Annotated in this window: 22 protein-coding genes, 1 other RNA gene and 1 riboswitch; of the genes, 16 read left to right on the top strand and 7 right to left on the bottom strand. The window is 60.7% G+C overall.

Annotated features, from left to right (window positions below):
- Positions 1 to 46: 46 nt before the first annotated feature.
- Complete coding sequence (locus tag LDN82_RS14670; RefSeq protein ID WP_224164742.1) at positions 47 to 3,349, bottom strand: chitobiase/beta-hexosaminidase C-terminal domain-containing protein; 3,303 nt, start codon at positions 3,347 to 3,349, stop codon at positions 47 to 49.
- 373 nt (positions 3,350 to 3,722) lie between these two features.
- Here LDN82_RS14670 and LDN82_RS14665 point away from each other — a divergent pair, with 373 nt between their 5' ends.
- Positions 3,723 to 4,529 carry a hypothetical protein gene (locus LDN82_RS14665; protein ID WP_224164741.1) on the top strand — a complete coding sequence of 269 codons (807 nt, stop codon included), beginning with the start codon at positions 3,723 to 3,725 and terminating at the stop codon, positions 4,527 to 4,529.
- 86 nt (positions 4,530 to 4,615) lie between these two features.
- Positions 4,616 to 5,152: a hypothetical protein gene (locus tag LDN82_RS14660; RefSeq protein ID WP_224164740.1), complete on the top strand. Its 537-nt coding sequence runs from the start codon at positions 4,616 to 4,618 to the stop codon at positions 5,150 to 5,152.
- A gap of 84 nt (positions 5,153 to 5,236) precedes the next feature.
- On the opposite strand, the gene LDN82_RS14655 is transcribed toward LDN82_RS14660, so the two are convergent.
- Both LDN82_RS14655 and LDN82_RS14650 read right to left on the bottom strand, forming a co-directional pair.
- Entirely contained in the window at positions 5,237 to 6,583 is a 1,347-nt protein-coding gene (locus tag LDN82_RS14655; RefSeq protein ID WP_224088044.1) for a hypothetical protein, read from the bottom strand.
- A 246-nt stretch (positions 6,584 to 6,829) separates the two neighbouring features.
- Positions 6,830 to 9,559 carry a GH25 family lysozyme gene (locus LDN82_RS14650; protein ID WP_224164739.1) on the bottom strand — a complete coding sequence of 910 codons (2,730 nt, stop codon included), beginning with the start codon at positions 9,557 to 9,559 and terminating at the stop codon, positions 6,830 to 6,832.
- A gap of 285 nt (positions 9,560 to 9,844) precedes the next feature.
- Between LDN82_RS14650 and LDN82_RS14645 the strand changes: the two genes are divergently transcribed.
- The 13 genes from LDN82_RS14645 (at position 9,845) to LDN82_RS14585 (ending at position 21,418) form a co-directional block, all read left to right on the top strand.
- Complete coding sequence (locus LDN82_RS14645) at positions 9,845 to 11,068, top strand: ATPase, T2SS/T4P/T4SS family (RefSeq protein WP_224164738.1); 1,224 nt, start codon at positions 9,845 to 9,847, stop codon at positions 11,066 to 11,068.
- Positions 11,068 to 11,925, top strand: coding sequence for a type II secretion system F family protein (locus LDN82_RS14640; RefSeq protein WP_224164737.1), 858 nt, complete (start codon positions 11,068 to 11,070; stop codon positions 11,923 to 11,925). The genes LDN82_RS14645 and LDN82_RS14640 overlap by 1 nt, the downstream gene beginning before the upstream one ends.
- The gene (locus LDN82_RS14635; RefSeq protein ID WP_224164736.1) at positions 11,922 to 12,863 is read left to right on the top strand and encodes a type II secretion system F family protein; all 942 of its coding nucleotides are present in this window, start codon (positions 11,922 to 11,924) and stop codon (positions 12,861 to 12,863) included. Before LDN82_RS14640 ends, LDN82_RS14635 begins: the two co-directional genes overlap by 4 nt.
- A 444-nt stretch (positions 12,864 to 13,307) precedes the next feature.
- Entirely contained in the window at positions 13,308 to 13,640 is a 333-nt protein-coding gene (locus LDN82_RS14630) for a TadE family protein (protein ID WP_346347091.1), read from the top strand.
- Between the two features lie 73 nt (positions 13,641 to 13,713).
- Positions 13,714 to 14,175, top strand: coding sequence for a hypothetical protein (locus LDN82_RS14625; protein ID WP_224164733.1), 462 nt, complete (start codon positions 13,714 to 13,716; stop codon positions 14,173 to 14,175).
- A 70-nt stretch (positions 14,176 to 14,245) separates the two neighbouring features.
- Positions 14,246 to 14,656, top strand: a complete 411-nt coding sequence (locus LDN82_RS14620) for a pilus assembly protein TadG-related protein (protein WP_224164732.1) — start codon at positions 14,246 to 14,248, stop codon at positions 14,654 to 14,656.
- A gap of 78 nt (positions 14,657 to 14,734) precedes the next feature.
- Positions 14,735 to 15,850: a peptide chain release factor 2 gene (prfB, locus tag LDN82_RS14615; protein WP_224088033.1), complete on the top strand. Its 1,116-nt coding sequence runs from the start codon at positions 14,735 to 14,737 to the stop codon at positions 15,848 to 15,850.
- 179 nt (positions 15,851 to 16,029) lie between these two features.
- On the top strand, positions 16,030 to 16,794 hold the full coding sequence (ftsE, locus tag LDN82_RS14610; protein WP_224164731.1) for a cell division ATP-binding protein FtsE: 765 nt from the start codon (positions 16,030 to 16,032) through the stop codon (positions 16,792 to 16,794).
- Entirely contained in the window at positions 16,791 to 17,705 is a 915-nt protein-coding gene (gene ftsX / locus LDN82_RS14605) for a permease-like cell division protein FtsX (protein ID WP_224164730.1), read from the top strand. The genes ftsE and ftsX overlap by 4 nt, the downstream gene beginning before the upstream one ends.
- A gap of 55 nt (positions 17,706 to 17,760) precedes the next feature.
- A complete protein-coding gene (locus LDN82_RS14600) occupies positions 17,761 to 19,173 on the top strand; it encodes a M23 family metallopeptidase (protein WP_224167545.1) in 1,413 nt (470 codons plus the stop codon).
- A gap of 83 nt (positions 19,174 to 19,256) precedes the next feature.
- Complete coding sequence (smpB, locus tag LDN82_RS14595) at positions 19,257 to 19,727, top strand: SsrA-binding protein SmpB (protein ID WP_026540087.1); 471 nt, start codon at positions 19,257 to 19,259, stop codon at positions 19,725 to 19,727.
- A gap of 130 nt (positions 19,728 to 19,857) precedes the next feature.
- Positions 19,858 to 20,226, top strand: a transfer-messenger RNA (tmRNA) gene (ssrA, locus tag LDN82_RS14590).
- 181 nt (positions 20,227 to 20,407) lie between these two features.
- Positions 20,408 to 21,418, top strand: coding sequence for a trypsin-like peptidase domain-containing protein (locus tag LDN82_RS14585; protein ID WP_224164728.1), 1,011 nt, complete (start codon positions 20,408 to 20,410; stop codon positions 21,416 to 21,418).
- Positions 21,419 to 21,442: 24 nt separating this feature from the next.
- Here the strand turns inward: LDN82_RS14585 and LDN82_RS14580 are convergent, their stop codons facing one another.
- Positions 21,443 to 21,772, bottom strand: a complete 330-nt coding sequence (locus LDN82_RS14580; protein ID WP_224164726.1) for a hypothetical protein — start codon at positions 21,770 to 21,772, stop codon at positions 21,443 to 21,445.
- A gap of 88 nt (positions 21,773 to 21,860) precedes the next feature.
- On the opposite strand from LDN82_RS14580, the gene LDN82_RS14575 reads away from it, so the two are divergent.
- A complete protein-coding gene (locus LDN82_RS14575; RefSeq protein WP_224164724.1) occupies positions 21,861 to 23,315 on the top strand; it encodes an MFS transporter in 1,455 nt (484 codons plus the stop codon).
- Positions 23,316 to 23,333: 18 nt separating this feature from the next.
- Here the strand turns inward: LDN82_RS14575 and LDN82_RS14570 are convergent, their stop codons facing one another.
- The 3 genes from LDN82_RS14570 to LDN82_RS14560 form a co-directional block, all read right to left on the bottom strand.
- Positions 23,334 to 24,047 carry a metal-dependent transcriptional regulator gene (locus LDN82_RS14570; protein WP_224088030.1) on the bottom strand — a complete coding sequence of 238 codons (714 nt, stop codon included), beginning with the start codon at positions 24,045 to 24,047 and terminating at the stop codon, positions 23,334 to 23,336.
- A gap of 9 nt (positions 24,048 to 24,056) precedes the next feature.
- Entirely contained in the window at positions 24,057 to 24,878 is an 822-nt protein-coding gene (locus LDN82_RS14565; protein ID WP_224167544.1) for a class I SAM-dependent methyltransferase, read from the bottom strand.
- Between the two features lie 103 nt (positions 24,879 to 24,981).
- Positions 24,982 to 26,391: an aminotransferase class V-fold PLP-dependent enzyme gene (locus LDN82_RS14560; protein WP_224164722.1), complete on the bottom strand. Its 1,410-nt coding sequence runs from the start codon at positions 26,389 to 26,391 to the stop codon at positions 24,982 to 24,984.
- A gap of 31 nt (positions 26,392 to 26,422) precedes the next feature.
- Positions 26,423 to 26,536, bottom strand: a riboswitch (SAM riboswitch).

Raw genomic sequence — 26,536 nt, 5'->3', positions numbered from 1 at the left:
GTCCTGGCCCTCCCTTCTCTTTCCTGCCGGGGTCACGTCTGTGCTGCTAGGGGAGCGACGTGAACCCTCCCCAGCCCCATCCGACCTGGCTCCGGGAGAGCCATCCTGATGTTCCGTTGCCGGGGTACAGGAAGAGGTTGCCACCGGAGTCGCGCGCAAGCACATCGTTCTTGCCGTCTCCGTTGAAGTCGCCGGGGCCCAGGATCGCAGTCATCCCGCCCCAGCCGCTTCCGACCTGGACCCTGCTCAGCCAACCGCCCGCACCGTTGCCTGGATAGAGCCACAGGAATCCCGAAGTGTCCCTGGCCAGGACATCAGTTCTGGTGTCGCCGTTGAAATCGCCGGTACTCAGAATGGCCGTCATGGAGTTCCAGCCGGTGCCAATCTGGGCGCTTGATGCAAAGCCACCAGTACCGGTTCCGCGGTAGAGCCATAGGACACCAGCCGAATCCCGTGCCAACACATCGGCCTTGCCATCGCCACTGAAGTCCCCTGGCGCGAGGATGAGCGTCATGCCCGCCCAAGCGGTGCCGGCCTGTACCCTGGGCTGGAGACCGCCGGTCCCGTTTCCGGGATAGAGCCAGAGGACGCCATTGGTATCGCGTGCCAGGACGTCGCTTCGTCCATCACCGTTGAAGTCCTTGGTGGGAACGATCGCGTTCAGCGTGTTCCAACCAGTTCCCATCGAACGTTGGGTCAGCCAACCACCGCTGCCATTACCCGGGTAGAGCCATAGCGTGCCGCCACTGTCCCGTGCCACGACGTCGTTCTTTGCATCACCGGTGTAGTCCTTCCATGTGTTGGCCGGAGGCGCCGTCACGGTGTAGGCCTGGCTGATGATTGCCGAACTGTTGTTGGACGGATCCACTGCGAAGTACTTCAGGGTCATCGCAGCCGTCAGCGTGATGGCTGTGGCGTACTTGTTGGCATCTGTGGCAGTCGGAGTGGTGCCGTTGGTTGTGAAGTAGATGCTCGATCCCGCTTCATTCACAGTGAGCGTGATCTGCTGGTTCACCGGGTAACTGCCCCCGGGCGGAGTCGCAGTGACCACCGGTGGGGTGGTGTCCAAGACCGTGTAGGCGTTGGTAGTGACGGCAGAAGCATTTCCATATGCGTCCACGGCAAGGGCCTTGACGGTGGTGTTTGCCGTGAGCGGGAATGGGCTCGAGTATGCTTTCGTGCTTCCCGTGACTGCGGTAGCAGGCGTCGTGCCATCCGTTGTGTAGAGGATGCGTCCAGGTTCGCTGGAAGTCATGGTGACAAGCTGCCCTGATGCGTATGCTCCGGCGGCGGGCGTAACGGTCAGAACCGGGGCAGTGTTGTCAAGGACGTACGTCTGCGTCGCTACCGTTGATGAGTTGCCCGCGGTGTCGCGTGCGAAATACTTCAACGTCATTGAGGACGTCAACGGTATCGGTGCGGAGTAGACAGGACTGGACGTTGTAGGCGTCGTGCCGTCGGTGGTCACGTAGATGGTGGCTGCTTCGTTCGCCGTGAGGCTGATGGTTTTGTTTGCCCCGTACGTTCCTCCGACGGGATCGACAGAGACCACAGGTGGCGTGGTGTCCGCAGCGAAGACAGTGACATTCCTGGTTGCTGTGGAAGTGTTTCCTGCATTGTCCCGCGCTTCCACCACAAATGTGAAAGTGCCACCGGGTACGTTGGTGTACGACTTTGGCGATGTGCACTCCGTGAAGGCGTTTGCGCCCAGCTTGCACCTGAATCCGGCAACATCCGTGGACGTCGAGGCAAAGACGAACGACGGCGAGGTGCCGACTGTTGCGCCTTCTACAGGAGAACTGATGGACACCTGTGGTGCGGTCAAATCCGTGGTGACACTGACCGATGCCACAGTGCTGATATTGCCTGCCATGTCTGTCGCCCGAACCCGAAGGACGTGCTGGCCCTCGGTGCTGAGGTTGAAGACGTACCCGTTACTGCAGGCTGTGAAAGTCGTCGTGGAATCGACCGAGCAGGACAGGACAGTGCCCGTCTCCGAGGTCACGCCAAGGACGGGCGCACCATTGACCGTTGCTCCAGCCGCGGGCGAGGTGATCACGGGAGCGGCGGGGGCGGTCAGATCAACCGTGAATGCCCGGGACACGGGAAGCCCTGACGGTGCCGCACGAACGGAGAATGTGTAGGCACCGTTGGTCAGGGCGGTGGCAGGCGTAAACGTGCCACTCGTGCACACTTGCCAGACCGGTGTTGCGGTGCTCAATTGGAGACTGCATTCAAGGGCGCCCCCCGGAGGCGTTGAGGCCACTGTGAAAGTAGGAGTGGAGTCGTTGGTGAAGGCCGGGTTGGCTGCCTGGGTTCCGTCTGCCGCCGTCGGGCCGCTCACGATTGAAGGTACGACTCCACCGAGGGTGAGCAATCGTCCCTGCTGGGTTGGCTTGGCAGGATCCAGCTGACCCGGGTCTTCCATGAGCAGGAGCTTGCCGTTGCGCATTGACAGACCACCAATTTTGCTGAAACCGAGGGCCCATTGGTTGTCGACGGCGTTGGTAGCCAGGTCAATACGCGAAACTGTGTCCTTGCCGGCGTCGGCAGTAGTGGTTCCAATACCCGTTCCCGTGTACAGGACCTTTGGTGCCTGCCGATCGTAGTAGATGGCCGTCGGCTTGCCGACGTTGTAGACCGGCGCTGGTACGAAGTTCGTCAGCTCCGCGTCCTCGGGTGCCGTGAACATGGTCAGTCCTGATGTTTCAGCGACGTAAACCACGACTCTGCCCGCGCTGTTGCGGTACGTGGCAGCAAGGCCCAAGGAGCTTGAGCCAACCGAGGCGATGGATTCGATGCTCGGATGCAGGGCCGTTGGATCCGCGATCTTCACAATCGAGCGGGCATTGCCAAACGACAAATAGATGTTGCCATCGGGGCCGTCACTGACGGCATTCGGACGGAGGTCGCCGTCGAAAATAGTCAGTTGGCTGTCATAGTCGAAGATGCCTGTGCCGGGCTTCCAAACTGCGCGGACTACCTCGGAACTTCCGACGGCGGCATCCGGAATGAACGCGATTTCGTCGCCCGAGCCGCGATTGGCGGGAGACGGATCAATCATGGCAGGAGCTCCGGCCAACGCGGGCCCCTTTTTATGGCCAGTCAGGGTGCCCCCGAGGCAGGTAGCTGATTCGAGGCCGCCTGGTGTAGCGCCCGCAGCTTCGGTCACCCGGCAGAATCCGGCACGCGCGTCCGAGACCCAGATCCTTCCGGCCGGGTCCACCACCGAACCAGCGGCCTTTGTGAGTCCCACGGCGATGGTTTGGCGGGCTTGGTCCGCGTTGGCGGGCCCTGCTGTGAATACACCCGTGAGCGCTGCCGAAGCCAGGCAAGCCGAAGCGATCAATGCGGTGAGTTTATGGCGATGCCATCGGCCAACTAGCCCGCTGAGCGCGGAGGGATGGGAGTTTCCATGAGATGTTCTGGAGCTACCGGCGAACGCAAGACACGCCAAACCAAGCTGAAGAACACTGCGATTGCGCGTGTCCACCGAGGGATCCCCACTTCATTCGGATGCTCCCCAGCTCCGCATGCATTGGTTATTCGCCCCACGCCGTTTCCGGCTGCGTCTACGTACATCTTCCCCCAATTTTCACATTTGTCACTAGGTACTTTTTGATGCGGGACGTTTTTTCTTCACCGTCGTCTTACCCGACGTCTCGACCGCACATACCTTGACCGCACATACACTGCCCCGCACGATTGAGGTGGAGGTCAGAATGCGCAGACTGTTTCCGATGGTGGTGCCGCTGGTGATGCTGTTGGTCGCCTGTACTCCATCGCCCCAACCACCCCCGGGAACTGGTACGTCGTCGACAACAACAGCCACCGCAACCACCAGCGCGACGGCGGAGCCCAGCCAGTCGCCGTCGACGGTTCCCGGTAGTGGCACCACAGGTGACGGCGAGCCCTTGGGCGACGGTGATGAACCTGGCCGCTACGCCTATCGATGCACGAGCCTTGACGCCTCCCCGGAAGTCCAGTTGTCGAGTCTCGCCGAGGTCTGGGCTGCCACCAACTACACGCGGATGGGCTCCTGCGAGGTTACTTACACAGGACCGCAGCCATTCGAGCCAACTCCCCGGGAGGCAGAAGCAATTTCGACGGCGGCACCCCAGGGAGCGGGCGACGATGACGGACTGGCAGTGATGTTGGACGTCCTCCGCCTCTGTACGCGGGTCAGTGATGAAAGCGGGCCGGGCGGTTTTGAGGAGGCCGGGCACGGGACGTTGCTTGCAGCGGCCTCACTCTGCCCGGACGCGCCGCAGGGCAAAATCATCGCAGCGTGGGCCGATGGCACACGGATGGCTGATGGCAGCCACGCTGTTGGAGATTCGGTGCAACCCGGCAAATATCAAGTCGTCAAGCAAGGCCCGTCCGCAGCAGATTGCAGGTGGTCCATAACGGACGCGCGCGGTGCCATTGCCGCCGAGGGAGGACCTCCAGCCGCGGGCGAAGGCGTCGATCTTGCTGCCGGCCAAAACTTTACTAGTGACAAATGCGGAATTTGGGGGAAGATGTACTAAGACGCAGCCGGAGACGGCTTGGGGCGAATAACCAATGCATGCGGAGCTGGGGAGCATCCGAATGAAGTGGGGATCCCTCGGTGGACATGCGCAGGCGCAGTGTTCTTCAGTTCGGCGTGGCAGCTATTGCCTTGGCCGGTTGCTCAGGAACCAATGTAGATACTTCCCAACCAGCCGCACTTGATATGGCGCCTGTGGTCGCGAACGACGACAAAATCCGCCGGGAACGTCCGGAACCCCTGACCCGCTACCAGTTCACGTGTACGGCGGCCGATGGCAGCCTCATAGGCAAGTTCTCGAGCCTGGACGAAGTCTGGGCATCCACCCGGTATATGCACGTCACTGACTGCCAGGTCGACTATGTCGGAAAAGGGCCACATATCCTGACTGCGGAGGAGACAGCCGCAGTCAATGCCGCCCTTGCAGCGGGTGCCGCTCCCGGCGATGCCTCTGCTCTCTGTCTGCGCATCATCAAAGCCTGTACCCGGACCAACCCCAGGACACTCGCAGCCTCGCTCGGCGCTTATGGGGTTCCTGTTGTGAAAGGTGCCCTGACGCTTGCGCCGCTGGCGCCGCAGGCGGCTGTGCTCACCAAGTGGCTTAAGGCGGAAGTGCCCGGATAGCCGCATAGTCGCCTGGTGCGCAATCAACTTGAAAGTAAAAGGCGCGGACCCCTTGGGGGCCGCGCCTTTATGGTGTCAGTCGCTTCAGGCAAGCAAAGTATTCATCGCATTGATAAGGGTGGTTTCCACGCCATTCGTACCCGCCTTGAAATGGGCAAGGTGTCCATAGACGGTCATTGAACCACCAGCAATTCCCGGGTAATCCGGCTCCCAGCCACCCTCATAGCTGCCGAGTGGCATGTTGGGCGGAAAAAATTCATTGCTTGGTATGTAGCAGCAGGATTCATTGGCATATCCGCCGACGATGATGCCATTGGTTCCGCCGTTGCGATTCCGGAAATACGCCCCATATCCACTGACGAGCTCGCCGCCGATCATGGCGATCTTCAGCTGGGGGCTTCCGTTGAACTTCCACACTTGGAACGGGGAGGGCACCGCGGTCTTGTAGCTATTGCTGTCGATGCGTCCGATCATTACCTGCGCGTGACGCTGGTACCACTGCGGCTGGCCATCGGGGTTCCCCAAACGGGCCACATAGGCGGCACGCACGGCGGCCAGGTTGCTGGCCGTCGCTGTGATGTCCAATGGAAGCTGCACCTCCTGGTACCGCGTCACCATCGGGCCGCTGAGTGCCCGGCCGGCCGACTGCATGCTTGAATTGACCGTGGCGCCGAGGGCGTCTCCATGCTGGTCCCTGAGCTCCCAGCTGCGGACTCCGCCCGGGTCCTGGTCCCCAGCGGGTCCCTGCACAAACATGGCAAAACAATTCGGGTTACGGTTCTCGATGTAATTGCAGGCACCTGCTGCGAAATCTCCGTCAAACAGCGTGCGCAAACCTGCACTGATGGGGTGGCATCCGTAGCTGAAAATCACAGCTGCAGGTGTGCCGTTGCCGCGCCTGGCCACGAGAATGGGAACGGCCGTTTCTGTATAGGGAAGCCCCACTCTATTCCCGGAAAAATTCTGGGTTGAGACTTTGTAATCGAAGGTCACCGCAATTTGGTCGGCATCCAAGGCTTCCTGGGCAAGATTCACGACAACGTCTTCCAGGTCGTCACTGTATGAGCGGATCAAACCCAAATCTGCCAGTCCATAGGCCATGAAGGGATGCAAAGTGTCGATCAGGGCGGGACCGTTATGCGTGTGCGTCGCTTGGATCAGGATGTCGCTGCTGGACCAACCTGCAAGTTGAATGATCCTGTCGCGGATCCGTTGATGCATGGCCCGAGGCAGCGCCAGAACGTCCAACGAGATGATGATGTGGGGATGCGTGTCTTCCCAGATGAGGATCGCCCGGGCATAGAGGGGCTCGAACGGCGAACTGCTGGTGGCCTCGCGTCCGCCATCGGTGGTGCCATATCCGGCCATATACGGATTGGTGCTCAGCGAAGGCGTAATGTCAGCGCTTGCAGTTCCAACTCGAAACGCCATAAAAGATCACTCCTTGATTGTGCGCAATGGGTGATCCTTGCCTGCCCCCAAACAAAGTCCATATCCCGAAAGCGCTGAACAGCCAATACGTGAGACCACCTTCATTAGACCATGTGATCCAGCAATTTAGGCCGCTCCCAGGCGATATTTATCGCCGTCGGAACCCTGCAGTCCGCCGGGAACAACGGAGGGCCCTTTCGTGGAAGATTTCCACGAAAGGGCCCCCGCAAGTGGACTGTCTGCGTACTATTTTGCCGCTGGTGCCAGAATCGTCAGGGGATTCCAGCCTGTGCCGATCCGTGTTGGTGTTCCCCACGTACTGTTTGAACCCACAGGGTAGTACCGCAGCTCGCCTATGGTGGTCCGGGCGATGACACCGCTGGAGCCGGCTCCGGCAAATCCGCGGATGGCACCGAAACCAGTGATGACGTTCCAACCTGTTCCGACCACCGCTGCAGCTTCCTGCATGAAATTGCCGGTGCCGTTGGAACGGTACAGTTTCAGATCGCCCGCTGCGTTTTTCGCCAGGAGATCGGCATTGGAGTCTTTGTCAAAGTCCATTTGAACTATGTCCAGGCCAGTCCAACCGACTCCGATGGAGATACCGGTGGACACCGTCTTTCCGGTGGGGTTGCTGAAGTAGTACAGGCGACCCGTGGAGTCGTACCCTACGATTCCGGGATGTGCATCGGCCTTTTTCCATGTCCCAACGCTGAGCGTCCAGTCCTTCCAGTTACTGCCGAGGGCGATGGGAGCCCCAAAACCGCTGCCTGTCCTGCCCGGGTAGACGTTTAGTCGGCCGTCTGCCCACTGCGCCACAATGTCCAGGGCGCCGTCTCCGTTCCAATCCGTGACGAACCCGGCCTTCAGGCCGGTCCACCCTGTTCCGATGAGGTCCTCCGGCAGAAGCGCAGTGGTACCAGTGCCGGGATAGCGGTAGAGGTTGGCATCGGTACGGACCGCGACCACATCCTCCTGGTCGATGCCCAGTGTTGTCTCAACATCCAGTGGAGCGTCGCTGATCCGGACCGCGTCATCCCAGCCCAGTCCGATGAGGCTCCGGTCGCCCCACGAACCCGCGACGGCCGGGTAATAGTAGAGGTCACCATTGGCGGTGCGGGCATGCAGTCCCTGGGAGCCGGCGCCGCTGAAGCCGATTGCTGAACTGACCGACGTCATGCCATTCCATCCGGAACCGATCACCTGGGCGGCCTGGTTGAGGAAGCTGCCCAAGCCATTCGAACGATACAGGCGAAGGGTGCCGTCAGAGGTGCGCGTGACGACGTCCTGACTACCGTCGCCATCGAAGTCGATCTGGTTCAGCTGGTGGCCGCTGAAGCCTGTCCCAATTAAGGCACCACCCCCAAGCGCTCCACCTCCTGTGTTGGGGTACCGGTACAGATTGCCCAGATAGTCCTGTCCTATAACGCCCGGATAGGCATCTTTGGAGTTCCACCAGCCCACTGTCAGGGACATCTCCTGCCAGCCGGAGCCGACTTGGATGGGAGCATAGAAGCTGCCGCCGGGAGCACCCCGGAAGACCTTCAATGTTCCGTCGGACCACTGGGAAAGGATGTCCTGGACGCCGTCCTGGTTCCAGTCGACGACGTACAGCGATTTTGCGCCGGTCCACCCCGAACCGATGGCAAATGGACCAGTTATCCGGCCACTTCCATCGGCCGGAAATACATCGAGCCTGCCGGTTGAGCTTGTAGCCAGCAGATCGGCACCGGACTTGATGGATGGGTTGGAGGGTGCTGAGGCGCCTCGGGCGAATGTCCTCAGCTGATCGTAGCTGCCGTTGAAAATGTTGGAATCACCTTCGAACGGCCCGGTGCTGCTGTACTGCCACATGGTGTAGTTGCCCCAGCTGGCGGGCAACGATCCAGGAGAGTTCGTGGGGTTGTTCCAGTACGAGGCGATCCAGAGCGGGTAACTCCCGAACGTGGAGTTTCCTACACACGTATTCCACCAGTCAGTGGTGCTGTAAATGACGGGAAAGCGCCCCGTGAGGGCTTTGACTGTATTGCCGAAATCGGCAGCCCACTGGCCAAGCTGTGCCTTGGACATGTTGTAGCACGTGTTGCCGAAGTAGAAGCCATTGATGGTCCGTCCGGCGTAGGGGTTGTACTCGATGTCCAGGACAGGAGGAAGCGTGTAACCGTCCGCTGTCCATCCGCCGCCATTTGCCACGAAGTATCTCGCTTGGTCCGCACCCGAAGACCAGTTGGGGATGGCGAAATGATAGGCGCCGCGAACCATGCCGGCGTTGCGGGAGCCGTTGTATTGCTGTGCATAGTTTTCGTTCAGGTAATAGTTGCCCTCGGAGGCCTTTACGTAAGCCCAGCGGGATCCTTCGTTCCATTGGCTCTGCCAGTCGACGTTGCCCTGGTGCGCGCTGACGTCCTGTCCTTGGATACCGATGGTTGGCCTCCAGTGACCTGGATCGGCGTCCATCGGCACCACCTGTCCCACTGTGCGTGCGCCGGCAGGCCCGGAATTTCCGTTGCCTTGCTTTGCCGCCATGACCCTGGGGGAGCGCTGCCCCATTTCTGCCCCGCCAGCCGGAATTGCGGCGCGCATTGCCGCCTTCATGGTCTCGGCGTCCGGAGCATTGCCAGGCATTGCTTTGGCGGTTGGCAGCGCAGCTGGATCGTCCACAGCGGGGCCCACGGCCGGCTGTGGAGCAACAGCAGGTGAAGGTTCGACGGCGGTGGGCGTCTGCGGCTGGTTGGTCACCGTCGGGGCGCTGTCCGTCGGGGCACTGTTCGAGGGGCCCCCGGAACCGGATGGAACGAGCGAGCCCGCTGCGGGCGGCGTCTGCGCAGCGATGGGCGCGGGAGCAGGGCGCGGGCCGGAGTCCTCCGCCCATGCAGGAATGCCGGGAAAAGTCCCCGCAAGGACGACCAGGCAAATGGCGATTCCAGTCCTTGCATACGGCATGCGGCGGACCGACTCTACGGGGGTTCTTGTCATATCCAATTCCGGCCCTGTGCCGCGGCTCAGCGGCGCATGGTGTGGCTTGCTGACAAGCTCCGGGGCGGGCGCCTGCGCATGGGACCAAAGGCCAGCTCCTAACGGGCTTTACCCTAACATTCCGAAACTGGAGTGACTAGTGGTACAGGCGATACTGAAGGGACTCTTGTTCCAATAGTTATCCACAACCGCCTAAGCAGGACTTGGCGCCTGGGAGTGGCTCCCATAGCGTAGGTCATTCGAGATACGCCTCTCGGATACGGACGCGAAGGTTTTGGGGGAAATATGGAGGCCGTTGGGATTGTAGAGGGTGAGGTCCGCGAACTTATCAGACGCCGCGGCTTGGACCCCTTCGAACAAACCGCGGAAGTCCGACGCCTGGTTGAGGACGCGGTCAACGATTATGACGAAAGGGCTCTCCTTGGACCGCTTCCGCCATTGGGACATCTGGACACCGCCCGCAGGCACGTCTTTGACGCCGTAGCGGGATTTGGTCCGTTGCAGCCCTTCCTGGATGATCCTGGAATTGAGGAAATCTGGATCAACGCGCCGCACGAAATCTATGTCGCGCGTAATGGAGAGTCCGAGCTGACGGGAATCACCCTGACCGGGCAGCAAGTCCGGGACCTCGTCGAACGGATGCTCAAGAGTTCGGGGCGGCGGCTGGACCTGTCGTCGCCGTTCGTGGATGCGGCCCTGCCGGACGGGTCACGGTTGCATGTCGCCATTCCAGACGTCACCAGGAAGCACTGGGCTGTCAACATCAGAAAGTTCATCGCCAGGGCGAACCGGCTTGAACATCTCGTCGAGTTGGGAAGCCTCACACCCCAATCTGCCAGGTTCCTTGGTGCAGCCGTTGCAAGCGGACTCAACATCCTCGTCTCCGGTGCCACCCAGGCAGGGAAGACCACCATGTTGAACTGCCTTTCAGCAAGCATTGGCTCACGTGAGCGCGTTGTAACCGTTGAAGAGATCTTTGAATTGCAGCTCCCTCTGCGTGACGTCGTGGGTCTCCAATGCAGGCAACCGAACCTGGAAGGTCACGGAGAAATTCCACTGCGAAGGCTCGTTAAGGAAGCCCTTCGCATGAGGCCTGACCGCCTGGTGGTTGGCGAAGTCCGCGAAGCCGAAAGCCTGGACATGCTGATCGCGTTGAATTCCGGGCTTCCCGGCATGTGCACAGTCCATGCAAATTCGGCCCATGACGCCGTCACCAAGATTTGCACCCTGCCTCTACTGGCAGGGGCGAACATTTCCAGCGCGTTCGTCCTGCCCACCGTTGCCTCGTGCATTGACTTGGTGGTGCATTGTGCCCGGCAGGCCAATGGGCACAGGCAGGTGACCGAAATCCTGTCGTTGGGACGCCGTGTGGAAAACGGGGTCATCGAATCCTCGGTGGTGTTCCGCATGCTTGAAGGGCAGTTGCGGCCCAAAGCCAACTCCATGCCGGCGGTCGAAAAGTTTGCCGTGGCTGGTTTTGATGTGGCCGCGCTGCTGGAGCTGAACTGATGGCCCCGCTATTGGGGATCCTTTGCGGAGGTGGAGCATTACTTATCTGGTGGTCCACCTGGGAGCATCCGCCAGAGGCCCGGGCCAGGGAACCCCGTCCACGACGGCTGGAACTTCTCTTGCTCTCGGCAGGCATAGAAAAGGTCACCAGTGCCGGCCTCCTTCTCAGTTGCACTGGATGCGGAGTCATCGCCATGCTCCTGTTCTTCGTTGTGACGGCGTCATTGCCCGTCTGCCTTTGTTTCGGAATCTTTGGCGCATGGATCCCTTTTGGACTCGTGCGTCGGCGGGCGCGGAAACGCCGTGCCACCCTGCGCCAACTGTGGCCCGATGTTGTTGACCATCTCCGATCCGCCATTCGCGCCGGACTGGCTTTGCCGGAGGCCTTGATCCAGCTTGGACACAACGGGCCGGACGAACTGCGGAGCCTGTTCCTGGATTTTGGTGCCGACTATAGGTCGGGCGGGCAGTTCGATGCGGCGGTAAACAAACTCAAGGACCGCCTGGCAGATCCGGTGGCTGACCGGATCATCGAGGCACTTCGCATGACCCGGGAAGTGGGCGGCTCCGACCTCGGGCGCATGTTGGGTACGTTGGCCGGATTTCTTCGGGAAAGCGCCCGGACGCGCAGCGAACTCGAGGCCAGGCAATCGTGGACGGTCAATGGTGCCAGGCTTGCTGTCGCAGCGCCCTGGATAGTCTTGGTGGTCATGGCCGGGAGACCTGAAGCCATGCTTGCCTACAACTCCGGAATCGGGGCTGTTGTGCTGCTCGGCGGTCTTCTTGTCTCGGTTTTTTGTTACACAGTCATGCTGCGCATTGGGGCATTACCCGAAGATGAGCGGGTCATGCGATGAGCACCTCCACTGCCACCGCCACACTCCTCGGATTACTCCTGGGCGCAGGGACATGGTTGATCCTGGTGCGGCTTCCATTCATGCGTGGCCGGACGTTCGCAGAGCGCATCCACCCGCAACTTAAGTCGCAGAACCTGGAGTCGCGCCTTCTTCGGGCGCCTACGCATAATCTGACACGCTTTGGACCATTGGAACGCATTCTCCGCCCCGTTATCCAGGACGGAATTGGCTACTTGTCCCGCTTTAACAGTGGCGGCCCAGCTTTGCGAAAGAGACTCGCTCGAGCCGGGTCCGCGAAAAGCGTGTTGGATTTCAGGGCGGAGCAACTGGTGTGGGCTTCAGGCGGCTTCCTGCTTGCCGTGATCGGCGTAGGGCTGGGTGCTGCCTCCGGACGATTCAGCCCGCTTCCCTCATTGGTGTCGGTAATCGGGGCTGCCTTTTGTGGATACGTTCTCCGCGATTTCGTGCTCGGCCAAAAGATCAAGCGCCGCGAATCGGTGATCCTCGCGGAATTTCCCAGCCTTGCCGAACTCATGGCACTGGCAGTCGCCGCCGGAGAGAGCGCAGTGGGTGCGATGGACAGGATCTCCCGTACCTCCACTGGCGAGCTCGCCAAGGAATTCAGCGCGCTTCTGGCCGATACGAGATCAGGAAAGTCACTGGTACAAGCACTCCAGGCGTTCTCTTCCCGAATAGAACTGCCGCCCCTCGTCCGATTCGTTGACGGATTGGTTGTGGCCGTGGAGCGGGGGACTCCGTTGGCCGATGTACTTCGGGCACAAGCTGCCGACGTCCGCGACGCTGCGAAGCGGGAATTGATGGAATCAGCCGGTCGAAAAGAAATCGGCATGATGGTGCCCCTGGTATTCGGAGTCCTTCCACTAACGGTCATTTTCGCAGCGTTTCCAGCACTTGCCGCCTTGCAATTGAGCCTTTGACGGGACAACGCGGCGCCTTGACCAACTAGCTCCATCCACTTATCGCTCATTGCCAGCAATACCAACAAACATTGGGGAAAAATCATGAAGAAGTATGGACGATCGTTTTCTGCCGGTAACACGACGAGTTGGCCCTTTTTCTCGTGGACCGTCGCTGTGATGGCGCGTAATGCGGCGTCAGGGCCGGAACACCGTGAGCGCGGGGACGTTCCCGGGTGGGTGATGATCACATTAATGTCCGCAATATTGGTCGCGGGGCTCCTGGCGATTGCATCGCCAGCATTGGCGGACCTCTTCACACAGGCCATGGCCAAGGTGGGCAGCTAGGAGATGGGGCAGGCGTGTTCCCACAGGCACCTTCACATGCTCTGCTTGCCCTGCACATTACGACGTGCCTGTGCACTTAAAAGTGCGGAACGAGGTTCCGCCGTTATCGATTTCGTGATGATTGCTGCCCTGTTGACGTTGCTGTTCATGGCGATCATCCAGCTCACGCTCGTCCTTCATGTCCGAAACACGATTATTGATGCCGCCGCGTCCGGAGCGCGATATGGAACCCTTGCGGATCGAACGGCAACGGACGCCCAGGCGAGGACGTCCGAACTGATCGAGACGGCGCTTAATGGAGATTTCGCGGCTGATGTGACCACCGCTGAAACGAATCTGGATGGAATCCGGGCATTGGAAGTGACCGTGAGGGCGCCTATGCCAGTCGTGGGGCTTATCGGACCGCGTGGAGTCATGGAGGTTACCGGACATGCTGCCCTTCCAAACTGATGTCCCGGCTGCGGTTCCGTTTCCTGCTTCTGAAGGGAATCGTTGCAGGCACCGGCTGAACAAGGCTTGGCAGTTGGCGTTCGGACCATATCAAGAGATATCTACAGCGGGTACCGACGTCGAAAGGCAACGTGGCAGTGCCATCGTGGAGTTTACGTTCCTGGCACTGCTCCTCATGGTCCCGGTTGTCTATTTCCTGGTAACCGTGGGCCAGATCCAAGGCGGATCCTTCGCAGTGGTGGGTGCGGCGGATCAGGCGGCCAAGGTCTTTGTTTCCCAAACTGAACCCGCCCTCGCGAGGGCCAGCGCAGAACAGAGCGTCCTCGTGGCGTTGAAGGACTACGGCTACCCGGCGCAAGCCGCCAAAATGGAGATCACGTGTGACCAGGCAGACTGCCTTTCGGCAGGTGCAGCAGTGACGGTTTGGGTTCGACTGACTGTCCCTTTGCCCATGGTTCCGTTTGGCGACTCGCTCCATCTGGACGCTGTCGTGCTCAATGCCTCTGCCACGCAAGTCGTGGGCCGCTTTAAGTGAATCATCAACGCGAAGAGCGGCCATAAAGATGGCGATGGGGCGGATATCGTGCAAAGAGGAAGAGGGCCAGATGACCGTGCTGATCGTGGGGTTCGTACTTCTGGCACTCCTGTTGGCCGCTGTGGTGATGGCTACTTCGGCGATTTACCTGGAGCACAAAAAACTTCTGTCCTTGGCTGATGGCGCAGCACTTGCTGCTGCAGACTCCTACGTGGTGGGTGACATCGAAGGAAGCATCGCGCCCTCGGCCCCGCTCGTGGACGAGCGGGTGCTGGGCGCGGTTAGTAAGTACCTGGGAGACAGCGAAGCCTTCTCCATGCACGATCACTTGGAAGTTTCTCCTGAAACCGGCAGTTCACCCGGTGGTACAGCGGTGGTGGTCTTAAAAGCCATCGCCCATCCGCCCTTGGTCACCTTCCTGCTGCCTGAGGGAATCCCCGTTGAAGCAAGATCAAGTGCCAGATCCCGGCTGACCCAATAGCGACATGACGCAATCATAGGGACGTAATGACGGGACCCAGTCGGGGGAGTGCGGCTGATAGCGTACGCTGGAAAGACCATGGCTGAGATTGATTTTCCCGCAGAAATCCGCGCGCTTCGCGCCACTTACAGTTCCATCGAGAACGTCACCGATGTTGATGCCTTGAAGGCAGAAATCGCCGAATTGAGTGAGCAGGCTGGCGCGCCGGACCTTTGGGATGACCCCGCATCGGCGCAGGTTGTGACGTCGCGCTTGTCCCACCGGCAAGCCGAAGTGGAGCGCCTGTCCAAACTGGCCTCCCGGATAGACGACCTCGAAGTACTGGTGGAGCTCGGCCAGGACGAGGGCGACGAAGCCTCAATGGCCGAGGCCGCCAAAGAGCTTGATTCGATTCGCAAAGCCCTCGCCGAGCTCGAAATCGTCACGCTGTTGTCCGGCGAGTACGACGAACGGGAAGCCGTAGTGACCATCAGGGCAGGAGCAGGTGGCGTTGACGCTGCCGACTTCGCCGAGATGCTGATGCGTATGTACCTGCGGTGGGCGGAGCGTCACGGTTACCCCACTACCGTGATGGACACGTCCTATGCTGAAGAAGCAGGCCTGAAGTCCGCCACGTTCGAAGTCAAGGCACCGTACGCATTCGGCACCCTGAGTGTCGAGGCGGGCACACACAGACTGGTCCGTATCAGCCCCTTTGACAACCAGGGCCGCCGGCAGACTTCGTTCGCCGCAGTCGAGGTCATCCCGTTGATTGAACAGACCGATTCGATCGAGATTCCCGACAACGAGATCCGCGTAGACGTCTTCAGGTCTTCAGGGCCAGGAGGCCAGTCCGTCAATACGACCGACTCCGCCGTTCGCCTGACGCACATTCCCACGGGCATCGTGGTGTCAATGCAAAATGAGAAGTCGCAGCTTCAAAACCGGGCAGCTGCCTTGCGTGTGCTCCAGTCGCGGTTGCTGCTTGTTAAGAAGGAACAGCAGGACGCCGAAAAGAAAGCCTTGGCCGGCGATGTCAAGGCGTCCTGGGGAGACCAGATGCGTTCCTATGTTCTCAATCCGTACCAGATGGTCAAGGATCTGCGCACGGAACACGAAGTAGGCAACACTTCGGCTGTCCTGGACGGCGACATCGATGACTTCATCGACGCCGGTATCCGTTGGCGCACCGGCAACCGTAACGCTGCCAGCTAGGGCCTCAGTCCGCGTACCGGGGACGTCCGATTCCACGACACGCCCCCGAAACCCCCGGAATCCCGGCTGCTGCGTGCGTATAGTCGAGTGGCCGGTGCTCTCACTTCCCCCATCGAAAGCCCGCGCTCCGGCTGTTGGACTGGGCGAGTACGTCATGTCCGGCGGGGTTCTAAAGGGCCATGATCAGATTTGAGAATGTCACCAAGGTCTACGAGCAGAATGCCCGACCGGCGCTCGATTCTGTCAGCCTTGAGATCAACCGTGGTGAATTCACCTTCCTGGTGGGCGCCTCAGGGTCAGGAAAATCCACCTTCCTGAGATTGATCCTCAAGGAAGACAAAGCATCCTCAGGTTCGGTTTACGTTGCCGGCCAGAACGTGGCCAATATTTCGAGCTGGCGCGTGCCCAAGCTTCGCCGGGGCATCGGTGTGGTCTTCCAGGATTTCCGTCTTCTCCCGCAGAAGAATGTCTTCGCGAACGTTGCGTTTGCCATGCAGGTCATCGGCAAGAGCCGCTCCATCATCCGGGAGACGGTTCCTGAAGTATTGAAGACAGTTGGTCTTGAGGGCAAGGAAAAGCGGATGCCCCACGAACTTTCAGGTGGCGAGCAGCAGCGCGTTGCGATTGCCCGCGCCGTCGTCAACCGCCCGGGCATTCTCCTTGCTGACGAACCCACGGGGAACCTTGACCCCATTACGTCCATGGGAATCATGGGAGTCCTGGACAAAATCAACCAGAACGGCACCACTGTGGTCATGGCTACCCACGACGACGACATCGTTAACGAAATGCGCCGCCGCGTGGTGGAACTCAAGAATGGCAAGGTTATCCGCGACGAAGCGAAGGCACTGTACACGTCCATGATTCCGGTTGTGGGTAAATCGCGGCGGCTGAAGGACGCCAGTGGCGAGGAACTCAACCGCGCGCAGGGGGCACAGCTGTGAGGCTCCTTTTCATCCTCGGGGAAATCGGCAGCGGCCTGCGCCGCAACCTGTCCATGGTGATCTCGGTCGTCTTGGTGACCTTTGTTTCCCTGACATTTGTTGGCGCAGCGGGAATGCTGCAGATGCAGATCAACCAGATGAAGGGCTACTGGTACGACAAAGTCCAGGTTGCTGTCTTCCTCTGCAACGATGGCTCGACGGCGGTTGGTTGCGCCTCTGGGCCTGCCACCAAGGAACAGCAGGACAATCTGCAGGCAATGTTGGAGTCTCCGGCAGTCAAGCAGTACATCAACGACTTCCAATTCGAATCCCAAGCCGAGGCCTACAAACACTTCAAGGAGCAGTTCTCGAATTCGCCCATTGTTGATTCCGTATCTGAGGACCAGTTGCCGGCCTCGTTCCGTATCAACATGAAGAACCCCGAGAAGTACCAGATCATCAGCGAAACATTTTCCTCGCAACCCGGCGTCGAGACGGTCAGTGACCAGCGCCAGGTACTGGAGCGGATTTTCTCCTGGATGAACGGCGCTTCTGTGGCCGCCATGGGTGTGGCCGCAGTGATGATCTTCTGCGCTGTGCTCCTGATAACCACGACGATCCGCCTTTCGGCGTTCAGCCGGCGCAGGGAGACGGGGATCATGCGCTTGGTGGGCGCCTCGAAGACAGTCATCCAGTTGCCGTTCATCCTGGAGGGTGTGATCGCCGCTGTTGTGGGCGCCTTGCTGGCTTCCGTGACGCTGTGGCTGATGGCACACTTCTGGCTCAACGGTGATCTGTCCAGGCAATTCCTTAACACTCCCTTCATCTCATCGACGCAGGTCCTGGTGATCGCACCGGTGCTGATTGCGCTCGGCGGCGGCCTGGCCGGGATATCCTCCTTGTTGACCCTCCGGCGTTACTTGAAGGTTTAGTGATGAAGGACGGGCGGCTGCGAATAACTCTGCTGACAAGCGAAAAGGACTCATGATGACCACGTTGGACCAGAACTCGCTGCGTCGGCGCCTTGCGTCCGGCCAAGCCAGGATTCTTGGTGGCGTCCTCGCCCTGGGCCTCGCGGTCAGCCTCCTGTCTGGTGTACCTACGGCCCATGCGGACAGCCTGGACGACCAGCAAGCTGCGCTCGAGGCCGAATCGGCGCGCGTCCAGGCGTCCTTGGAGTTTGTGGACTCGAAGATCGCCAAGGCCGCGGGCGATCTGGTCATCTACCAAGGTCGACTCCCGGGCGCCCAGCAGGCACTTCTCGAAGCGCAGGGCCGCGTGGCCAGTGCTGTCAAGGAGGTCGAGGCATTGGCGGCCCGGGTGGAGCTCGCCCAGCAGAACAAGGCCAAAATCACTGAGCAGCTTGAGAGCGACAAGCAGAAGATCACCGATACCAGGAAACTAATCGGCCAAATCGCCTCACAGGCTTATAAATCCGGTGGCGTGCCCACCAACATCGCCCTGCTCTTCGGATCGAACGAGTCCGGCAGCCTGACAGACTCCATGGACCTCGCTGATCAGGCAATGCGCAGCCAGAACGCAGCAATGACCAAGCTGACGCAACAGAATGCCACCAACGTAAACTCCCAGGCCCGGCTGGCCGCCGTCGAGGCTGAGATCCAGGACCTGAAGGCCAAAGCCGACGCCGCGCTTGAGCGGGAGAAGGCTGCGCGCGACGAGGCTGCCAGCAAGAAAGCCGAAGTCGACAAGCTTATCGAGGACACCACCCGCCTGAATGGGCAACTACAGGCCGCCAAGCCTGGCATTGAAGCCGATCTTGCCCGGGTGAAGGCCGAACAGGATTCTGTTGCAGCCGAAATCGTCGAGAGGGACCGTAAGCTTCGGGAGGCGTGGGAGGCCGAGCAGCGTCGGCTCGCCGCGGAGGCTGCTGCTGCTGCGGCCGCCGCAGCAGCAGCGCAAGGAAGGCCGGCACCCCCCGAGCAACCGTATGTTCCGCCGGTGGGTTCGCCTTCCGCCTTTGGCTTGCGGCACCCCTTCGCCAGCTACGTACCCATCACCTCAGGATTCGGCTGGCGGGCAACTCCGCCCGGAACCATCGATTTCTACGGCACGGGTGGTTACATGCACACCGGCATCGACTTCGGCGCACCCTGCGGTACTCCTGTTTATGCTGCAGCTGCCGGTACTGTCTTCAACTCTGGTTGGAACTCGGCGGACGGCGGTGGATGGCGCGTGAAGCTGTCCCACGGTGTGGTGCAGGGCAACTCCCTGACGACCATTTACTACCACAACAGCAGCATTGTGGTGGCCAATGGGCAGCAAGTATCGCAGGGACAACTCATTGCGTACTCGGGCAGTACAGGTAACTCGACGGGGTGCCACGCACACTTCGAAACCTGGTTGAACGGCGCCGCAGTGGATCCGATGACCCTGCTCTAGCAGCCGGTCCCTGCATCAGGAGCCAGGGCCTGCGGGCTCTGGCGTACACTAGTTGAAATCCGCATCTAACAAGGAGTTCTACCGTGCCCAAGGAAAGTGGCCGTAAGGTAGTGGCCACCAATCGGAAGGCCCGGCATAACTACCATGTCCTGGATACCTATGAGGCCGGCATTGCGCTGATGGGTACCGAAGTGAAATCCCTCCGTGAAGGCCACGCCTCCATGGTGGACGGCTTTTGTACCTTCTACAATGACGAACTGTGGATGGAGGGCATCCACATTCCCGAGTATCACCAGGGGAGTTGGACCAACCATGCCGCGCGCCGCCGTCGTAAGCTTTTGCTTCACCGTGAAGAACTGGACAAGATCTCCCAGAAGATCCGCGAATCCGGCTTCACCGTGGTGCCGTTGCAGCTTTACTTCCTGGACGGCCGGGCAAAGGTTGAAATAGCCATAGCACGAGGTAAAAAGGACTACGACAAGCGCCAAACGCTTCGTGAGCAGCAGGATAAGCGTGAATCGTTGCGCGAACTGCGGGAGCGCAACCGCCGCTAGGTTCGGATGTCGCTGCCCCGCTCTGGGATGGAGTCGCGGGAATGATCTTCCGCGTGCGTGCGTTATGATGGATAGTCCGGTAGGGATTTGATCGCCTGATGAATGACTTGCCGGTTTGGTAACAAAATACGGGGATGATCGGTTTCGACGATGTTAGTCGCGACAGGTGAAGCGGGCCGAGGATGCAGAATTATCTCGTAAACGCTGTCTGCAAACCAATAAGTGCCGAATCTAAGCGCACTGACTTCGCTCTCGCTGCCTAAGCAGTAAGACAGTCCGTCAGCCCGGGGTTGCTATCGCCCCGGTTCCTGGCGTCATTTAGATAGCCACTGCTGTTTGCCTTCGTCATTGAGGTAAACGGGACTTTTAGATGACTGGGCCCGGATCAGCCACCTGTTTGCAGGATGGCTGGGGCCGAGAAAATCCGACGCAAACTGCGCCCGGAGAAGCCCTGACAAAACGACATCGGACGGGGGTTCAATTCCCCCCATCTCCACCGGAAAGCCCTCGGATCCTAGTGATCCGGGGGCTTTTTCGCTGTCCGGACAAGATGCCCTCCGGACAAGATGCCCTCCGAACAAGATGCCCTGGCCGTTCACCCACGGCGTAGGGGAACGAGGACTAGCCGGCCTGTCCTGGCCGTTGTACAGGGTAGGCACCGCGGTAGCAGGAGGCATGTGATGAGTACTGAGCCAGAGTTTGAAATTCCGGATGACGGCCGGGATTCAGAAGCGACTACGGAGCAGGATGACGACGCGGCCTTGGACGCGTACTCGCAGATCGTCATCCGGGTTGCGGAGTCTGTCACGCCGCATGTCGCCGCTATCGAGATGACGAGTGCGCGGCGGAACGGGCAGCTGCGTGTGGGCAGCGGATCGGCCGTGGTCTTTACCGGTGACGGGTACATGCTCACCAATGCCCATGTCGTGGCCGGCATCCAGTCCGGAAGAGCGGTGTTTGCGAACGGCAAGCAGACCGATGTGGAGCTCGTGGGGGCGGATCCGTTGTCTGACCTGGCGGTAGTACGTGGTCTCAAACCCACTCCGCCACCTGCCATTTTGGGTAACGCCGATTCGTTGAGGGTTGGCCAGCTGGTGATCGCGGTGGGCAATCCGCTGGGTCTTGCCGGATCAGTGACTGCCGGCGTGGTCAGCGGGCTGGGACGATCCATCCCCGTCCGTGCAGGTGAGCACCGGCGGGTGATCGAGGATGTCATCCAGACTGACGCGGCCCTTAACCCGGGCAACTCGGGCGGCGCCCTGGCCGACACCCGGGGCCGCATCGTGGGCATCAACACGGCCATTGCTGGACTGGGCCTTGGACTCGCCGTACCTATTAATAGGACGACCCAACGGATTATCGCCTCCCTGCTCAAGGATGGGAGGGTGCGCCGGGCCTACCTGGGTTTGGTGAGTACGCCTATCCCGCTTGATGCCAGTGCGGTGGTGCGGACTGGTCAGAAAGAGGGCCTCCGTGTGGTGGAGGTCATCGCGGCCTCGCCTGCGGAGTTAGCGGGGCTCCAGCCAGGGGACCTGGTGCTTCGGGCCCAGGGCAGGGCTGTCTCCAGTGCAGAGAGTCTGCAGAAGTTGCTGTTTGCCGAGGCCATAGGCGAACCGTTCCCCTTAACCGTGCTGCGGGACGGCAAAACGGTACAGCTGATAGCCGTTCCCTCGGAGATGAGCCAGCAATGACGAGCCAGCAACAATGAGGCGATGCTAGGCCTGGTCCTCGCGGACGTCCACCACGCCAACGAAGCGGCTCCCTACGCCTTCATATTCGCTGCGTACGTCATCGAGGAACAGTTCCGGCAGTTCACTGTTCTTATGGTGCCCGCAAAAGACGAACGAGAAATCGGGCCACCACTTCTTGGGCCGTACCGCTTCTGAATACCCACACACTGCGCAGGTCAGGTGGACCCAAACAGGCCGTTTGCCCGTGCGGTTGGCACGTGACTGGATCAGCCAGGCCGGAGGATTGTCCTGGAGACTCCGTAGTTCCGCTTCTGAGAGCCGTGAAGGGATGCCGTGGCGCTGGGCCATTTCCATGGAGATATCTAGGGCCAATGCTGCGTCACGTCTACTAATCACTGTTTAACGATACGGGACTTCGTCCTGGAGGAATGCCGCGTAGGCTGTGCACATGACGGATGCTGTGGCTTTGCTGCCGAGAACGCCGCTTCAAAAACGGGTGCTCATTGTGGCAATTGTGGCTTCTTTTATCGCCATCCTGGATGGTTTCGTGGTCAACTTGGCCCTCCCGGCCATTGGACGTGAACTTGGCGGTGGCTTGGTCATCCAGCAATGGGTGGTGGATGCCTATCTATTGACCCTCGGGGCGCTCATCCTCGTGGCTGGTTCACTATCGGACCACTTTGGCCGGGCACGGATCCTCGAATGGGGGCTGGCGGGCTTTGCCCTGACGTCGGTGATGTGCGGCCTGGCCTGGAACGGGGAAGTCCTGGTGGTGTCCCGCGCACTTCAAGGGATTGCCGGCGCGCTCCTCGTGCCCAGTTCGTTGGCCATGATCATTACGTCCTTCTCAGGACCTTCCCAGTCCAAAGCGATTGGCCAATGGTCGGGCTGGACGAGTGCTGCCGCAATCGTCGGTCCGCTCATTGGCGGCGTCTCGGTGGACATGTTGTCATGGCGTGTGATCTTCTTCATCAACGTCATTCCCGCCGTCGCGATTTGGCCTCTGCTCGCGGGGCTTCGGGCGTCGGACGTGGCCAGGGACAAGAGCAAGGGAATCGACTACCTCGGCGCTGTCCTGGCCATGATCGGACTAGGTGGTCCCGTCTACGCCTTCATAGAACAGGGCCGGATGGGATGGATGAGCGTCCAGGTGTGGCTGCCGCTCCTGGCCGGTGTGGCGGCGATGGTGTTGTTCCTGGTCCACGAGGCGAGGACCAGGGAGCCGATGTTGCCGTTGAGGCTCTTTGCCATAAGGAACTTTGGGTGGGGCAACCTTGCCACGCTCGCGATTTACGGTGGGATATCGCTGGGATTCTTCGTCCTGGGCATCTATCTCCAGCAGGTTGGAGGGATGGGGGCTACCATCGCGGGAATTGCTTTGCTCCCGGCGACCGTCATCCTGATGCTGACGGCGTCCTACTTCGGTGGGCTGGCAGGAAAATATGGTCCGCGATGGTTCATGACCGTGGGGCCGCTGCTATGCGCTGTGGGCTTTCTGATGTCCCTCTCCGTCCAGGAGCCACTGAACTACTGGACCCAGGTGCTTCCGGGGCAGATCGTCTTTGGCGTGGGACTCACCACCCTCGTCGCGCCACTCACCGCAGCGATTCTGGGAGCGGTGCCCCAGGAAGAGGCCGGGATTGGTTCGGCCGTCAACAACGCCGTGGCCCGTATTGCAGGCCTCATCTGCATTGCCTTTGCCGGCCTGATCGTTGGTCCGGTGTTCACACGGCAAGGTTTGTACAATGCCTTGATTGTCACGGCGGCATTGTTCGTCATCGGGGCGGTGGCGTCCGCCGTCGGGATCCGCAACCCACAGCCCGAAGCGGCAGCTACCGTTGACAGCGCCACGGATACTGCGTCCGACGACGGCGGCTCGGCCAGCCAGCGTAGCTAGCCCAGGCGGCGCATCGGGTCAGCGCGCGGGAAGCACGCAGCCTTCGTGGACTTCGGCGCTTTGGACCCAAAGTGCCGCTGTAACTTCATCCGCGAGATCAAATTCGCGCCGTTGGGCTCCGCTGCCGATCCGAACCACCAAGGCTCCGCCGAATGGTTTGCGTCCCACCACCTCAACAGGAGCGTCCAAGGTAATCTCTTCCGACGCGAGATACCGAAGAAGATCAGGATTTTCGTCGCTGATCCGCGTGATGCGGCCTGAGTGGCCTTCGTCCAACTCGATCATGCGGTACGCGTGAGGGAGCTCCACGGATCCGTCAGCCGAGGGAATGGGGTCACCGTGAGGATCCCGCAGGGGGTGGCCAAGCTTGGCGGCCATGCGCTCGATGAACGTATCGGACACCGCGTGTTCCAACATCTCAGCTTCATCGTGGACTTCATCCCAGCTGTAACCGAGTTCGTCCACGAGGTATGTCTCAATGAGGCGGTGGCGCCGGACCATGGACAGCGCCAGCCGCATGCCCTCCGGAGTCAGCCTGATGGCGCTGTAGGGTTGGTGGTCCACCAAGCCCTGGTCCTTGAGCTTGCGGACCATTTCAGACACCGAGGAATTGGCAACGCCAAGCCGCAGGGCAAGCTGCGAGGACGTAATTGGTTTGTCCTGCCACTCCGTATATGAGTAGATGACCTTGACGTAGTCCTCGATCGAGGAGGAGGGCGTACTGGTCTTCACACACCAAGCCTACAGTGGCGGGGCGCCGTGGATCTTGCGGGCCCGCCAGGTAGTCGTCACGTACGGCAATCCCAGTCGTTGGCCAGGGGCATGGCCGAGATGATCGTAGAGGTACCACGCCAGGTTGCCCATGACCTTTGCGCGGGTGGCTTCATTGGCGCGGAGGTAGTAGCTGCGCGATTTCGTGAGCTCCATGATGTCCTCCGGAGACACGGCGTCCTCCCAGTTGGTGAGATGGCTCTCCAAGTCCGTGAATTCCGGTCCGATAACTGGCCGGAAGCCGGGCTTGTGCACATCTCCGGCGTGCATGATGCGTGATAGCCGATGGACCCAGGGCACAGAGGTGTCCAGTTGGTTCCATACCAGGCCAAGAACTCCGTGGGGGCGAAGGATGCGGGCGATCTCCGTGCTGGCCTTGAGCGGGTCACACCAGTGCCAGGCCTGGGCAACGCTGACGACGTCGAATGCTGAGTCCGCCAGCCCTGTTGCCTCGGCCGTACCCTCCAACGCCTGAACGCCGGGATAGGACTTTCGAAGTTGCTCCAGCATGTCTGTGGAAGGATCGACGGCGGCCACCTGCAGGCCGCGTTCCACGAGCAGTGCCGTGAATTTTCCTGTGCCTGCACCAATATCCGCGGCGGACTTCGCTCCAGGAGGAAGAAGCCAAACCACTGAGTCTGCGGGGTAGCCGGGCCGAACGCGATCGTAGTGTTCGCCGCCGTCCTGGAAGCTCTGGCCCAGTTCGTGGCGGCGCGTGGCATGCAGCTTGGGACCACCTGGCCTGGCAGCGCTGCCGGAAACACTTCCGCCGGAAACGCTACGGGAAGGCACGGCCACGCACAGACTCCTTTACCGCGAACGCCGGTTACCCTACGAATTTACCGCACAGTACGTGTACATCAGCAACCGTGCTGTTTCAGTCAATAGTGCTGTGTCAGTCAATAGTGCAGGGTGCAGCCCCTGCGGTGCCCGGCGTGTTTGGCGCCCATTCCGGGTAGCTGCGGTGGTCGTTTGCCGGCACCCAGCGGCCTTCGTCCACTACATAGTCCCAGCCGAGACCCGTGCGCTTGAGTTCCTCGATACCAGCCAGCAGCCGCGTGGCATCCTCCAGGCGGGAGCCCACGCCGAAGCTGGCTCGCAGTGAGCCGGATGGGAGGCCCAGCCGCTTGAGGAGGGGATGGGCGCAGAAGCGGCCGTCACGAAGTCCTACACCGTGTTCGGCGGCGAGGTAGGCGGCGACCAGTCCGGCGTCGAATCCTTCCACCGAGAAATTGACCACGCCGATGGTGTCCTCGGAGTCGCTGAAGATCCGGTGGACCGTCACGCCGTCGATTGCTTCAAGTCCCTGTACGAGGTAGGAGCGGATTCCAGCTTCATGGGCATGCCAGGCATCCTGATCCAAGCCGGCGAGCACCTGCGTCGCGCGGGCCAACGTTGCCGCACCCAGGACATTGGGGGAGCCGCCCTCGTGGCGGGCGGGACCTGAGGCCCAGCTGACCGAGTCCAGGCGCGCCTCACGAACAGCGCCTCCGCCAGCAAGGTGGGGAGTACCGGCGTCGAGCCAGTCGGGACGGCCCACAACGACGCCGGCGCCGAACGGAGCGTAGAGCTTATGGCCGGAGAACACGATGTAGTCGACGTCTGCGGCGGCGATGTTGATGCGGCGGTGGGGGGCAAGCTGCGCGGCGTCCACCACAATCCTGGCACCGTATTCGTGTGCAAGTGATGCGAGTTCGGCGATCGGCAGGATTTCACCGGTCACGTTCGAGGCACCGGTGACCGCCAGCAGAGATACGCCGCCTTGGCTGAGTTCCTCGCGGAGCCTGGCCAGCGTAGCGGTCAGTGTCGAAGCAGCTACGACACTGCGATGAGGGACGCCCTGCCAGGGAAGGAGATTGGCATGGTGTTCGATGTCCAGGTAAAGGACCTCGCCGGTTGGCTTTCCGTCCAGTTGCGGGAGGCAGCCCGCCAGCAGGTTCAGCGAGTCCGTGGTGTTCCGGGTGAAGATGACGGAATCATCCGGACGGCCGCCGACGAATTCGCGGACGATATCGCGGGAGTTCTCGTAGACCGAGGTGCTGATCTGGGAAGCGTAGCCCGCGCCGCGGTGGACACTGGCGTAGTAGGGGAGGATCTCGTTGAGATATGCAGAAACGATGGTCAACGCGGGAGCGGATGCTCCGTAGTCGAGGTTGGCGTAGCGGACGTGGCCACCCTGGATCAGGGGAGCTTGCAGCTCCGCGCCTGTGACGGCGGCCAGGGGCCTGCCCGCAGCGGCTTCGTGCGCTGCTTCTTCGACCGCAAGGGACGGCAGAACGGTGGAGTTGAACGTAGCAGTGCTCATGGGACCTCACTCAAGAGGGACCCCCTATGGGGATCCGCGCTTGCCGTATCCGTTCCGGACCGGCCAGGTCGTCACCCGGGGCACCCCACCGCGAATGGAGGGTTGCCGGCCAGCAAACCGGGGTTTAGCGCTGGCACTCGTGACC

It is taken from the genome of Arthrobacter sp. StoSoilA2, assembly GCF_019977195.1.
Classification (GTDB): domain Bacteria; phylum Actinomycetota; class Actinomycetes; order Actinomycetales; family Micrococcaceae; genus Arthrobacter.
This window is presented reverse-complemented; position numbering and strand designations above follow the sequence as displayed.

What these genes read in the sequence shown, in the direction of transcription:
- LDN82_RS14665 (WP_224164741.1), top strand. Translation starts at nt 3,723, where the DNA reads ATGCGCAGACTGTTTCCGATGGTGGTGCCGCTGGTGATGCTGTTGGTC.
- LDN82_RS14660 (WP_224164740.1), top strand. Translation starts at nt 4,616, where the DNA reads ATGCGCAGGCGCAGTGTTCTTCAGTTCGGCGTGGCAGCTATTGCCTTG.
- LDN82_RS14655 (WP_224088044.1), bottom strand. Translation starts at nt 6,583, where the DNA reads ATGGCGTTTCGAGTTGGAACTGCAAGCGCTGACATTACGCCTTCGCTG.
- LDN82_RS14650 (WP_224164739.1), bottom strand. Translation starts at nt 9,559, where the DNA reads ATGACAAGAACCCCCGTAGAGTCGGTCCGCCGCATGCCGTATGCAAGG.
- LDN82_RS14645 (WP_224164738.1), top strand. Translation starts at nt 9,845, where the DNA reads ATGGAGGCCGTTGGGATTGTAGAGGGTGAGGTCCGCGAACTTATCAGA.
- LDN82_RS14640 (WP_224164737.1), top strand. Translation starts at nt 11,068, where the DNA reads ATGGCCCCGCTATTGGGGATCCTTTGCGGAGGTGGAGCATTACTTATC.
- LDN82_RS14635 (WP_224164736.1), top strand. Translation starts at nt 11,922, where the DNA reads ATGAGCACCTCCACTGCCACCGCCACACTCCTCGGATTACTCCTGGGC.
- LDN82_RS14630 (WP_346347091.1), top strand. Translation starts at nt 13,308, where the DNA reads ATGATTGCTGCCCTGTTGACGTTGCTGTTCATGGCGATCATCCAGCTC.
- LDN82_RS14620 (WP_224164732.1), top strand. Translation starts at nt 14,246, where the DNA reads ATGACCGTGCTGATCGTGGGGTTCGTACTTCTGGCACTCCTGTTGGCC.
- prfB (WP_224088033.1), top strand. Translation starts at nt 14,735, where the DNA reads ATGGCTGAGATTGATTTTCCCGCAGAAATCCGCGCGCTTCGCGCCACT.
- ftsE (WP_224164731.1), top strand. Translation starts at nt 16,030, where the DNA reads ATGATCAGATTTGAGAATGTCACCAAGGTCTACGAGCAGAATGCCCGA.
- LDN82_RS14600 (WP_224167545.1), top strand. Translation starts at nt 17,761, where the DNA reads ATGACCACGTTGGACCAGAACTCGCTGCGTCGGCGCCTTGCGTCCGGC.
- LDN82_RS14585 (WP_224164728.1), top strand. Translation starts at nt 20,408, where the DNA reads ATGAGTACTGAGCCAGAGTTTGAAATTCCGGATGACGGCCGGGATTCA.
- LDN82_RS14580 (WP_224164726.1), bottom strand. Translation starts at nt 21,772, where the DNA reads ATGGAAATGGCCCAGCGCCACGGCATCCCTTCACGGCTCTCAGAAGCG.
- LDN82_RS14560 (WP_224164722.1), bottom strand. Translation starts at nt 26,391, where the DNA reads ATGAGCACTGCTACGTTCAACTCCACCGTTCTGCCGTCCCTTGCGGTC.